This window comes from Duganella sp. BJB1802, from assembly GCF_013369445.1.
Lineage (GTDB): Bacteria > Pseudomonadota > Gammaproteobacteria > Burkholderiales > Burkholderiaceae_D > Rugamonas > Rugamonas vulcania_A.
Map to the genome: position 1 here is coordinate 380,578 of NZ_JABWEF010000002.1, position 12,012 is coordinate 392,589.

The 12,012-nt window shown below is 63.5% G+C and carries 8 protein-coding genes; all 8 read right to left on the reverse strand.

The annotated features are described in order from the left end of the window. Positions 1-11: 11 nt before the first annotated feature. The 8 genes from HUX88_RS04890 to HUX88_RS04925 all read right to left on the reverse strand — a co-directional run bounded on the left by HUX88_RS04890 (position 12) and on the right by HUX88_RS04925 (position 11,938). On the reverse strand, positions 12-1,556 hold the full coding sequence (locus tag HUX88_RS04890) for a sugar ABC transporter ATP-binding protein (RefSeq protein ID WP_176361019.1): 1,545 nt from the start codon (positions 1,554-1,556) through the stop codon (positions 12-14). Between the two features lie 4 nt (positions 1,557-1,560). Next, positions 1,561-2,523: an ABC transporter substrate-binding protein gene (locus HUX88_RS04895; protein WP_117015550.1), complete on the reverse strand. Its 963-nt coding sequence runs from the start codon at positions 2,521-2,523 to the stop codon at positions 1,561-1,563. A gap of 104 nt (positions 2,524-2,627) precedes the next feature. Further along, the gene (locus tag HUX88_RS04900; RefSeq protein ID WP_176361020.1) at positions 2,628-5,006 is read right to left on the reverse strand and encodes a glycoside hydrolase family 127 protein; all 2,379 of its coding nucleotides are present in this window, start codon (positions 5,004-5,006) and stop codon (positions 2,628-2,630) included. Continuing rightward, on the reverse strand, positions 5,003-6,013 hold the full coding sequence (locus HUX88_RS04905; RefSeq protein ID WP_176361021.1) for an arabinan endo-1,5-alpha-L-arabinosidase: 1,011 nt from the start codon (positions 6,011-6,013) through the stop codon (positions 5,003-5,005). Before HUX88_RS04905 ends, HUX88_RS04900 begins: the two co-directional genes overlap by 4 nt. A 1-nt stretch (position 6,014) precedes the next feature. Next, positions 6,015-7,574 carry a glycoside hydrolase family 43 protein gene (locus HUX88_RS04910; protein WP_176361022.1) on the reverse strand — a complete coding sequence of 520 codons (1,560 nt, stop codon included), beginning with the start codon at positions 7,572-7,574 and terminating at the stop codon, positions 6,015-6,017. A gap of 4 nt (positions 7,575-7,578) precedes the next feature. Then, complete coding sequence (locus HUX88_RS04915) at positions 7,579-9,126, reverse strand: alpha-N-arabinofuranosidase (protein ID WP_176361023.1); 1,548 nt, start codon at positions 9,124-9,126, stop codon at positions 7,579-7,581. 13 nt (positions 9,127-9,139) lie between these two features. Continuing rightward, entirely contained in the window at positions 9,140-11,059 is a 1,920-nt protein-coding gene (locus HUX88_RS04920) for a glycoside hydrolase family 97 protein (RefSeq protein WP_176361024.1), read from the reverse strand. 111 nt (positions 11,060-11,170) lie between these two features. Further along, positions 11,171-11,938, reverse strand: a complete 768-nt coding sequence (locus HUX88_RS04925; protein ID WP_176361025.1) for an SDR family NAD(P)-dependent oxidoreductase — start codon at positions 11,936-11,938, stop codon at positions 11,171-11,173. Between the last annotated feature and the right edge of the window lie 74 nt (positions 11,939-12,012).

The window sequence follows — 12,012 nt, forward strand, 5'->3', positions numbered from 1 at the left end:
CGTTCAGCGGGCTATTCATGGGCGTCTCCGGCTGCGATCACCTGCAGCACCGAGCTTTCGTCCAGCGCGCCGCGCGGATATTCGCCGCCCGCCTTGCGGTCGCGCATGATGACGATGCGGTCGCTGACCCGCAGCACCTCCGGCAGCTCGGACGAGATGAACAGGATGGCCATGCCCTTGCGGCACAAGGCCGTCACGTAGTCCATGATCTCCTGCTTGGCGCGCACGTCGATGCCGCGCGTCGGTTCGTCCAGGATCAGCATCTTGGGATCGGTGGCCAGCCAGCGCGCCAGCAGCACCTTCTGCTGGTTGCCGCCGGAGAGCGTGCCGATCGGCGTCTCGATGCTGGCCGTCTTGATGCCCAGCGCCTTGACGTATTCCTCGGCCAGCTGCTGCTGGCGCTTGAGCGGAATCGCGCGCAGGATGCCGGTGCGGGCCTGCAGCGCAAGGATCAGGTTCTCGCGCACGGACAGTTCGAGCACCGCGCCTTCATGCTTGCGGTCCTCGGAGCAGAAGCCGATGCCGGCGGCGATGGCGTCGCGCGGCGAGGTGAAGCTGCGCTCCTTGCCGTCGATGACGATGCTGCCGCCGTCCGCCTTGTCGGCGCCGAACAGCAGGCGCGCCGCCTCGGTGCGGCCGGAGCCCAGCAGGCCGGCAAGGCCCAGCAGCTCGCCCTGGCGCAGTTCGATATCCATCGGCGACAGCGCGCCCTTGCGGCCAAGGCCCACGGCGCGCAGGAAGGTCTGGAACTTCGACGGCGCGGCCGCCGTGGCGGTGACGGTGGCGCTGCCGCCAGCATCGGCCACCGACGACGCCGGGGCGCCGACCATTTTGTTCACGAGGTCGAACCGCGACAACTCGCTGCAGGCGTACTCGCCTTCGCGCTCGCCGTTGCGCATCACCGTGATGCGGTCCGAAATCGCGTAGGTCTGATCGAGGAAGTGGGTGACGAACAGGATCGCCATGCCCTGCTCGCGCAATCCGCGCAGCACGCTGAAAAGCAGATCGACTTCCTTCTCATCGAGGCTGGAAGTCGGCTCATCGAGGATCAGCACCTTGGCCGACACCAGCAAAGCCCGCGAGATCGCCACCATCTGCTGGATCGCCAGCGGATAGTGCGCCAGCGGCAGCGATACATCGATCCGAATCTGCATCCGCTCCAGCAGCTCCACCGCCTGCCGCTGCATGGCTGACCAGTCGATGCCGCCGCGCTTACGCGGATAACGGCCGATGAAGATATTCTCCGCCACCGACAAATTCGGGCAAAGGTTCACTTCCTGATAAACGGTGCTGATGCCCAGGTTCTGCGCATCCAGCGTGGACGAAGGGTGGATCGCCCGGCCCTCCAGCAGGATCTGGCCCTGGTCCGGGGTGTACACACCGGTCAGCACCTTGATCAGCGTCGATTTGCCGGCGCCGTTCTGGCCCATCAGCGTGTGCACCTCGCCCGGATACAGGTTCAACGCCACACCGCTCAAGGCCTGCACGCCGGGGAATGCCTTGCTGATGCCGCGCAGCTCCAGCACCGGCGCAGGCGCGGAAGTTATGTTATTCATCGGCTTAGTATTTACGGTTCGGGAATTCCTTGGCCGCGACTTCGGCCGGGAACACGCTTTCCTGGGTGACGACGCGCTTAGGCACCGGCTTGTTGGCGACGACGTCGCGCGCCAGCTGCATCAGTTGAGGACCCAGCAGCGGGTTGCACTCCACGGTCACGTTCAGCTTCCCGGCGATCATCGCCTCGAAAGCGCCTTTGACGCCGTCGATGGAAATGACCACGATGTCCTTGCCCGGCTTCATGCCGGCTTCCTCGATGGCCTGGATGGCACCGATCGCCATGTCGTCGTTGTGCGCGTACAGCACATTGATCTTCTTGCCCTCGGCCTTGAGGAAAGCCTCCATCACTTCCTTGCCCTTGGCGCGGGTGAAGTCGCCGGTCTGCGAGCGGATCACCTTCAGCTTCGGATTGGCGGCGATGACTTCATCGAAGCCCTTCTTGCGGTCCAGCGCCGGCGCCGAACCGACGGTGCCTTGCAGCTCAACGATATTGATTACGGCATCGGGCGTCTTCTTCGCCCGCTCCAGCAGCCAGCGGCCGGCGCGGCGGCCTTCTTCCACGAAGTCCGAGCCGAGGAAGGTGGCGTACAACGAAGGATCGCTGACGTTGACGGCGCGGTCGGTCAGGATGACGGGGATCTTGGCGGCCTTGGCTTCGCGCAGCACCGTGTCCCAGCCCGATTCAACGACCGGCGAAAACGCGATCAGGTCCACGCGCTGGGCGATGAAGGAGCGGATCGCCTTGACCTGGTTTTCCTGCTTCTGCTGGGCGTCGGCGAATTTGAGGGTGACGCCCTCCTTCTTGGCGGCGTCCTTGATCGAGACGGTGTTCGCGGTGCGCCATTCGCTTTCAGCGCCGACCTGCGAGAAGCCGATCACCAGCGGCTTGGCCGCGAAGGCCGGAACATTGAGGGCGAAGGCGGCGAGGCATGCGGCGGCCAATACGGTTCTGCGATTGCTATTCATGGCAAAGTCTCCAGATGGATTTTGTGTTTTATGGATCAGATACTATGAGAATCTCAAATATCTATCCAATGATATTTTTAAGCAGTTCGATATTAATTTTGACATCAGCGCAGCAGCCGCAGGCCATATAGACCGCCTGCCATCGAGCCTTGGCGGGCCACGAATTTGACTGTCAACTTGCCGCCAGCCGCCATGGCAGGCGGTATCGCGTAATCCTTGGTGTAGATTTCCTGCGGCGCCGTGGCGTCCAGCGTCACCTCGGCCAACGGCTGGCCGTTGATAAAGATATCGAAACGGCGGCCGGCATCCAATGTTGAATATGTCAACCGCAGCATGCGCGCCTCGGCCTTTTTGTCGGTCAGGTCGTAGCTGAACCATCCGCTCGCGTGCCGCCAGTGCAGGCCTTTGTTGACGCCAGCGTCGGCGCCCTCGCCCTTGAAGAAGTGATCCGATTCCGGCTGCTGCTCGCCCGGCGCCACCTGGTCGATGGTCAGCGCGTCCAGCGCCAGGCGGTCCGCCTCGTCCTGCGCGGCCTTGGCCTGCATGGATGCGAGGTTGGCCGGCGTCGAATACGGCCAGTAGACGACGTAGCGCGAATCGTGCAGGCGGAAGAACGGGATGAAGGTGACGTTGTCGACGTTCTTGCCCTGCACCAGACCCGGCGCCGTAAATGTCAGCGGCTTGCCGGGCACCGGCTTGAAGCGGTCCATGAAGGCCTTGGTGTCGCTGACCAGCATCGGCGCGGACTCCAGCGGGCAGACCTGGCCCTGCGCCACGTGGCCCATGCGCGAATCGTCGGCGAAGAAGTTCAGCTTTTCGCCGGCGAAGGGATTGGTGCGCGCCGCCAGCACGATGGGACCGTGCAGCACCGCGTAGTAGTTGGACTTGTCCGGCATCTGCTCCAGATGGGTTTTCATCGGCAGGCGGATCTCGACCTTGTCGCCATCGCGCCATTGGCGCCGCAGGTTGACGTAGCGGTCCGCGCCCGCGTTGGCCGCCACCGGCTTGCCGTTGATCGTGATCCGCAGGGCACCGCGCGCCACCCATTCGGGATAACGTATCTTCATCGTGAAGGCTTTGGCGCCCTTGACTACAATGGTGCTGCGGTCTTCATCCGGGAAGCGGTTGGCCTGGGTGATGGTCACGCCCTGCTCGCGCCAGTTCAGCGTGGAAGGGATGAACAGGTTCACGTACAGCTGGTCGCCGCGATGCGCGTAAATGAACTCGCCGTATTTGGCGTGGCTCTCGATGCCAGAGCCGACGCAGCACCACATGGCCTTGTCCACCTGCGAGTAGACGCGGTAGTGGTTGGGCCGCATCGGCGTGAAGTAGACGAAGCCGCCGCTATCCGGCCGTTGCGAGGACAGGATATGGTTGTACAACGCACGCTCATAGTAGTCGGTGTAGCTGCCCTTGGCATCGCCCAGGAACAGCAGCTCCGTGAGCTTGAGCATATTGTAGGTGTTGCAGGTCTCGGGGCCTTCGACTTCCTCGACCATCGGCGAGTAGTCCTTATCGTCGTGGAAGTGCTCCTTGACGCTGTTGCCGCCGATGGCGACGGTGCGGTGATCGTGCACGGTCTGCCAGAAGAACTGGGCGGCCTGTTGCCAGTCGCGCCGGCCGGTGATGTCGCCGATGCGCTTGAAGCCGATCACCTTTGGGATCTGCGTGTTCGCGTGCAGGCCGGTGAGCTGGTCCTTGCCCTCTTCCAGCGGCCGCAGGATGGCCTGGTGGGAGAAGCGGATCGCCAGGTCCATGTATTTTTTCTGGCCCGTCATCTGGGCGACATCGGCCAGCACTTCGTTCATGCCTCCGTGCTCGCTGCGCAGCATGGACTGCATCTGCTCCTCGCTCAGGTGCGAGGTCAGTTCCAGCGCCCAGTCGGACATGGCGATCAGCATGGCGCGGGCGTCCGCGTTGCCGGCGTAGGTGTAGGCGTCGCGCAGGCCGGCGTAGACCTTGTGCAGGTTATACCACGGGACCCATTTTCCGTTGACCGAGAAGTTGTCGGCGTGGAGGTCGCCCTTGGCGATGGCCTGCCAGGCGGCGCTGCCGTCCGGGATGCCGCCAATGTAGCCGTTGCCGTTGCGCTCCTGGCAGCGCTTGAGCTCCGCCACGAAGTAATTCAGGCGGCGCAGCACTTCCTCGTCGCGGGTGGAGGCGTACATCAGCGCCAGCGCGGACAGGTAATGGCCGCCGAGGTGTCCGTCCAGGCCGGAGGATTCCCAGTTGCCGTAGCTGGGCTGCTTCAGCGGCAGACCGGCTTCGCGCAGGAATGGGGCGAGCAGGCGGTCGGGTTCCATCTCCAGCAGGTAGTGGAGATCCGTGCGCTGGGCATCCAGGAAGGGACTGTCGCCGAGCCGTACGTCGGCGAGCGGGAACAGGCGCAACGGCGCGGCCGTTGTGGCGGCGGAGGCGGTGCACAGCATCGCAGCCGCCGCCAGCGCAACTGCTCCGCGCAGCGCGGCTTTCATGACCGTCATGGGGAAGGCAGCTGGTTGCTGCGGTAGCGGTTCAGGTCTGCCGCGTCTACTGTCGGCCAGCCGGTGGCATCCCATTTCATTTCCATGATCTTCAATTTCTGCAGGTAGTTGTCGGCCGTCTCGTAGGCATGCAGCACCATGTAGTCCTTGCCGTCGATGGTGTAGGCGCTGTTGTGGCCCAGGCCTTTCCAGTCCTTGTCGCCGGCGATGACGACGGAGCCGCCGCCCTTCATCATGTCGACGTCGTTCCTGTCCACATAAGGACCGGTAACGTCCCTGGAGCGGCCGACGACGACGTGATAAGTGCTATCGCCCTTGCGGCAGCAAAGCCCGAACGACGCGAACAGGTAGTAGTAATCGCCCTTCTTGAAGATGAACGGCGCCTCGATCTCGTCCGGCCCCGCCGACTTGTCCGCCACCGACGGCCCCCGCGAGCGGCTGGCGATGGCATGCCACTCCTGCGGCTCCGCCAGGCCGGTCCAATCCGCGTTCAGCTTGACCAGTTTCAGCCCGCTCCAGAAGGAGCCGAACGCCATCCACGCCCCGCCCTTGCCGTCTTCGACGATGTTCGGGTCGATGGCGTTCCAGTCGTCGCGCAGCGGCACGGATTGCAACACCATGCCCTTGTCTTCCCAACGATAGTCCGGCGAACGCGGATTGAGCGTCTTGTTGACGGTGACGCCGATACCCGATGTGTTCTTGCCGAAGCCCGATACGGAATAATATAAATAGTATCGACCGTTATGGAGGTGGACATCCGGCGCCCAGACATGGCCGTCGAAGGTCGGCGCGGCGCGCTTGGCCCACGCCGGATCGCCCTTGAAGACGCGGCCTTCCGGCGTCCAGTCCTTCATGTTTTTTGAGCTGTAGAAGGTGATACCCGGCCCCGTACTGAATACGTACCAGGTATCGCCCTCCTTCGCCATGACAGGATCGTGGACGCTGACCTCCTTGGCGGCGCCGACCGACGCCGCCGCAAGGCACAATGCAAATACCGCAGACTTCATCTCAACTCCCCGTACGCGCGCCCCAGATCGACACGCCGTCCACCGACTGCGCCGTCCACGTCACCACGAAAGCGCCGGCATTGGTGTTCCACTGGCGCGACAGCACGCCGTTGAACGTTCCGGCTGCACCCAGCGAGATCGTGATCTTGTTGGCGCCATTATGCTTCCAGGTGCCGGTGGCGGCGCCGGAAACCGTGCCGTCCGCCGCCAGCTTGACATTCTGCGATGGCTTGATCGCCGCCGTGATGTCCTTGCCGTGGTTGATCATCTTATACGTTCCGGCGGCATCGGCGGCGGTGACTTCGGCCGACAACGGCGTCGCATTCTTGCTGAGCGGCGCGTAGCGGAACGGCGACACCACGATCCAGCCGTCTTCGTTGATGAACATCTCGTGCACGCGGATCTGGTGGAACTCACCGGTGCCGGGGAAGCGCGTGTGGAACACCAGGAAGTACTGTCCGGTCGCCGCCTCGTAGTAGGCGGAGTTGTGGCCCGGCGATACGTAGCCCAACGGCGTTCCCGTTTCGCCATCCGCCAGCGCGAACTGGTGGTTCCCCATGATCTTCTGGCCGAACGGCGCGATACTGGCGTCGTCGAACAGTGGCAACGCCGGATTGGCTTTGACGTTCGCCATGTCGTTGCCCTTGGCGTCCAGGTATGGGCCGTCGGGGTTCAGCGAGCGCGCCACGCGCATGTTGTAGGCGCCGTTCGCATCCAGTCCGCCGAAGGAGGTGAACAGGTAGTAGTACTTCGACTGCGGGCTGTACATCACATACGCGCCTTCGATGCGGCTGTGGTTCCCGCCCATCAGGTGCTTGCCATAGCCCTGGCCCGGCTTCTGCAGTCCCGTGGCCGGATCCATCGCCAGGATGAAGATGCCGCCCGAGTAGGAGCCGTAGATCATCCACAGCTTGCCGTCCTTGTCGAAGAAGGTGTTCGGATCCACCACGTTCGGCATCGTCAGTGCATCGTAGACGTTGACGCCGTCCTCGCTGATCTGATTCCACATGCCGGATTTGAGCATGATCTGCTTGTTGACGTACGGGCCTTCGATCTTGTCCGCCACCGCCACACCCAGCGCGGAGCGGGGGGAATCGCCTTTGCAGGAATTGTAGTAGAAGTAGAACTTACCGTCGCCGAGTTTGACCACGTCCGGCGCCCACAGGTCCGTCACCTGCGACCAGGTGAAGGTGTCCGCCAGCGCCGTGACGACGTTGTTGAACAACGGGTTGCTGGCGTTGACGCCGTCCGCGATCTTGGTCCAGTTCATCAGGTCCGTCGACTTGGCGGCGGCCAGGTGCGAGCCGAAGACGTAGTAGGTGCCGTCCACCTTGATCACCGCCGGATCGTGCACCGAAGCGTCGCCGAAGGTGATCGCCGCTGGCGCTGGCGCTGGCGCTGGCGCTGGCGTTGGCGTTGGCGTAGGGGTCGGCGTAGGCGTAGGCGCCAGCGTTACCGGGCTAGCGCCACCACCGCCACCACCACCGCAGCCCGCCAGCAGCAATGCCACGCCGCCGGCGATGGCCCTACGGCGCGATACCGAGATATCGTGTTCGCTCATGATCTCACTCCACCGCGACGACGACAACGGCCTTGGCCGGGATCTTCACCGTCAGCTTGCCGTCCACCGCGTTGGCGCTGTACGGGGCTGGTTTGATCGCCTGGGGCGCCTGGAAGCTGTTGTGTGCATCCATCGCGGCGGCGGTCAGAACGCGGCCCTTGACCGACTTGATCGTCTGACCCGGCACGTTGATCGCCACGTCCGCATCCTGGCCCGGATTGGTGTTGACCAGCGCCAGATACAGCTTGCCGTCCGTACCACGCGCCGCCGATGCGCTGATCTCCGGCACGCTCGCGCCGTCCAGCGTGTACTGCGGATTGTTCGACAACGTCAGCGGCAGCGAGGTCGCGCCCTGGAACGGCACGTACATCTCGAAGGCGTGATAGGTTGGCGTCAGCACCATCTTGTCCTTGTCGGTGATGATCATCGACTGCAGCACATTGACCATCTGTGCGATGTTCGTCATGCGCACGCGGTCCGCATGGGCGTGGAAGATGTTGAAGTTAAGTGCTGCAACAACCGCATCGCGCAGGGTGTTCTGCTGAAACAGGAAGCCGGCGTTGGTGCCCTTCTCCACGTCATACCAGGTGCCCCATTCATCGACGAACAGGCCCAGTTTTTTCTCCGGGTCGTTCTTGTCCATCGCTGCGGAGTTCCTGACGATGTGGTCCTCCATGCGCAGGGTGCTGGTCAGCGTGGACATCCACTCCTTCTCGGGGAAGCCGGTGGCGGCGCCCTTCACATCCCACTTCCCGGTCGGGATGGTGTAGTAGTGGAAGCTGATGCCGTCGGTCTGCGACTTCAGCCGCTTGCTCAGCACCTCGGTCCAGGACACATCGTTGTCGTTGCCGCCGCTGGCGATCATCTTCGGACGGTATTGCTGCGGCGCGCGCAGGAAGGTCTCGACGTTACGATACAGGTCCGAGTAGTGGTCCGGCGACATATTGCCGCCACAGCCCCAGGCCTCGTTACCGATCGCGAAATAGGCGACCTTGAACGGCTTTTCATGGCCGTTCTTGCGGCGCAGGTTGGCCAGCGTGGACTGGCTGTCGGAGGTCATGTACTCCACCCACTCCGACATCTCCTGCGCGCTGCCGGTGCCCAGGTTGCCGTTGACGTAGGCGTCCGCGCCCAGCAGGTCGACCAGGTCGAAAAACTCGTGGGTGCCGACGGCGTTCGATTCAGCCACGCCGCCCCAGTTGGTGTTGACCTTGACCGGACGCTTCTCGCGCGGGCCGATGCCGTCCTTCCAGTGGTACTCGTCGGCGAAGCAGCCGCCCGGCCAGCGCACCAGCGGTACATGCATGGCCTTCAGCGCGCCGACGACGTCGTTGCGCCAGCCCTTGGTGTTGGGGATCTTCGATTTTGGGCCGACCCACATGCCTTCGTAGATGCCGGTGCCCAGATGCTCTGCGAACTGGCCGTAGATATCCTTGTTGATGACCGCGCCGGGCTTGGCGGCGTCAATGGTCAGGCCGATCGCGTCGGCCGCGAAGGCGCCGCCGGAAGCCAGCAGGCAAAGGGAAAGTACGCCTTGTTTGATGTAGTTCATTCTAGTCTCCTGTTTATAATTTGATGACGAAGCCGCCGTGCGGCTTGATCGTTACAGCTACTTTTTTTCCAGCGTCGATGCCACGCTGGTTGAAACTGCGCTCGGCGTCGCCGTCGCCGATCACCACACCCTGCTTGGCGCCGGCGAAGGACAGGTCCAGCGTCAGCGTCTTGTCGGATTCCGTCGCGTTGATGCCGGCGATGTACCAGGTGTCGCCGGAGCGGCGCGCGATCACCGCGTACTGCCCCGGATAGCCATCCACCAGGCGGCTGTCATCCCAGCTGCGTGGCAGCTCCTGCAGGAAGGACTTGACGTAGGCCGGCACGGTAGCCATGCCTTCCGGGATCTCCGCGAAGTGCTGGATGCCGGAGATGTACAACACCGACGTGGCCAGCTCGAAGCCGTTGCTGGACGTGCGCTTGATCTTCGGGATATCGCCGAACACCATCGGCGTGAAGTCCATTGGATCGAACAGGTTGCGGGCGAACGGCAGCATGGCGGCGTGGGTCGGCATCTTGTCCTCGTCGGCCTGCTCGAAGGTGGTGAACTCCATGCCGCGCACCGCTTCCATCGTCATCAGGTTGGGCCAGGTGCGGGTCCAGCCGCGCGGCAGCGTGGCGCCGTGGAAGTTGACCAGCAGGCCGGCATCGGCGGCGTCGCGCAGGATGCTGACGTAGTAGGCGATCATCGACTGGGCGTCGCCGTTGAAGAAGTCGATCTTCACGCCCTTGACGCCCATGTCGTGCAGGCGCTTGAACTCCGCCACGCGCTGTTCATGCGTCAGCAGCTGGCTTTTTGGCGAGTACACGGTCGAATTCCACGGACCGGACGAGTTGTACCACAGCAGAATGCCAACCTTCTTCGTCGCCGCGTAGTCGACCAGCTCCTTGACCTTGTCGTAGCCGATCTTGCGGTCCCAGTCGGCGTCGATCAGGGTGTAGTCCCAGTGCATATCGGCGGCGTAGTCGATGAACTTCTTCTGCACGTCGTAGACCGTGGCATCGTCCTTCATCAGGGCCCAGCTCCACGAGGCGTGGCCCGGCTTGACCAGCTGCTTGTCGAAGGCGATGGCCGGCGCGGCCAGGTCGGTGCCGAGCGTGGAATTGGTCACGGTCTGCAGGGAGCCCAATGCCAGCAGGCGCCATGGGGAGGTCAGCGTGCCATCGACTTCGGCCATCAAGCCGCGCTCTGGATAAACTTCGGCCGCCATCGGATTGCCGATGCTGTATTTTCCGCCGGCGGATTCCGGCGCCAGGCGCGAGGCCTGGAAGCTGCCGTCCATGCCGGCCTCGGAGATGGCGACCCAGTTGTCGCCGCTCTTGAACAGCGCCGGGAACACCCAGCCCGCCGGCGATGGCGACACGGTGCCGACCGGGACATCCATTTGATAGTGCTCTTCGTAGGACGGATTGGTCCGGCCCCAACCCGTTTGCGCAACGGCGATCGGCTGCATCCACGCCTTCGCTGCAGGCGGCAGCGCGAAGGTGGTGCGTTCCTGGATCAGCTTCTTGTGAGGCAGTGTAAGCTCGGCGACGACATAGCGGAAGGCCACGCCATCGTTCGACACGCGGAACACGATATCCATCGCCTGCCGCTGCGCGTTGCGCACCGTGAAGGTCTGCTCATTGGCGCGATAGCTGATGCTGCGCTTTTTACCGACCGCCATCTCGTATTGGTCGCTGACCACGCGGGGCTTGGAGGTCGCGGCCAGCGTCAGCGCGCTCGCCAGGTCGGCGCCCTGCAATTGAAGACCGAGGTCGGAGGCCAGCAGCACCGGCTTGCCGTCGCGGGAGATCGAATAAGCCAGCCCGCCGCCGGCGGTCGGCAGCACGCTGACGCTGATGTGATGATCGGGACTGGTGAGCACGGGCTGCGAAGCCGTCGCCATTGCGCTGGCGGCGAGCGCCACCAAAGTGAAACATGTCTTCATCATGCATTTCCCTTTTTTAAGAATGGGGTCAAGTCTGACATTCGGACACGAGCTGAACCGTAGCGGCCCGCTACGGTTCAGCTCGTGTCCGAATGTCAGACTTGACCCCAATTTTTAGACCCAGCCGGCGTCGACGATAAATTCTTGGGCGGTGCACATGGCGCCGTCTTCGGCGGCGAGGAACAGCACCATCGAGGCGACGTGCTGCGGCATCAGCTTGGTCGGCAGGCATTGGTTGCGCTGGATCTCCTGCTCACCCGCATCGTCAAGCCACAGGTCGATCTGGCGCTGCGTCATCACCCAGCCCGGCGTAACCGTGTTGACGCGGATGCCGTGGGCGCCGAATTCACGCGCCAGGCCGCGCGTCAGGCCATGCACCGCCGCCTTGGAGGTGGCGTAGACCGGGTAGCCGGCGTTCTTGACGTGCCATGAGATCGAGCCGACGTTGATGATCGAGCCCGCGCCCTTCTTCTTCATGCCCTCCAGGACAGCCTGGCAGGTGAAGAACATCGGGCGCTGGTTGATGGCGATCCGCTCGTTCCAGTAGTCGACCGTCACTTCGGCCGTTTCGTGGCGCTGGTCGTTGGCGGCGTTGTTGACGAGGATGTCGAAGTCGCCGACGGCGGCCGCCAGCTCGGACATGGTCTTCTGCAGCGCGGCGATGTCGGTGATATCGCACTGGCGGAACAGCGGCTCGGGATAGCCGGCTTCCTTCACGCGCCGCACCAGCGCCAGGCTGGCGTCGCGGGCGATGTCGACGAAGGCCACCTGGGCGCCCTGCTCGGCGAAGGAAATCACCATCGCTTCGCCGATGCCGGTGCCACCGCCCGTGATGAATACGCGCTTGCCGCGCAGGCTGCCAAATTTGGCTAGTTGGGTCATGCTGTCTCCTGCTTTTTTTATGTGTTTTTTTTGCTCGGCATGGATTCCCGTGAAGACGGGAACCCACGCCGGCT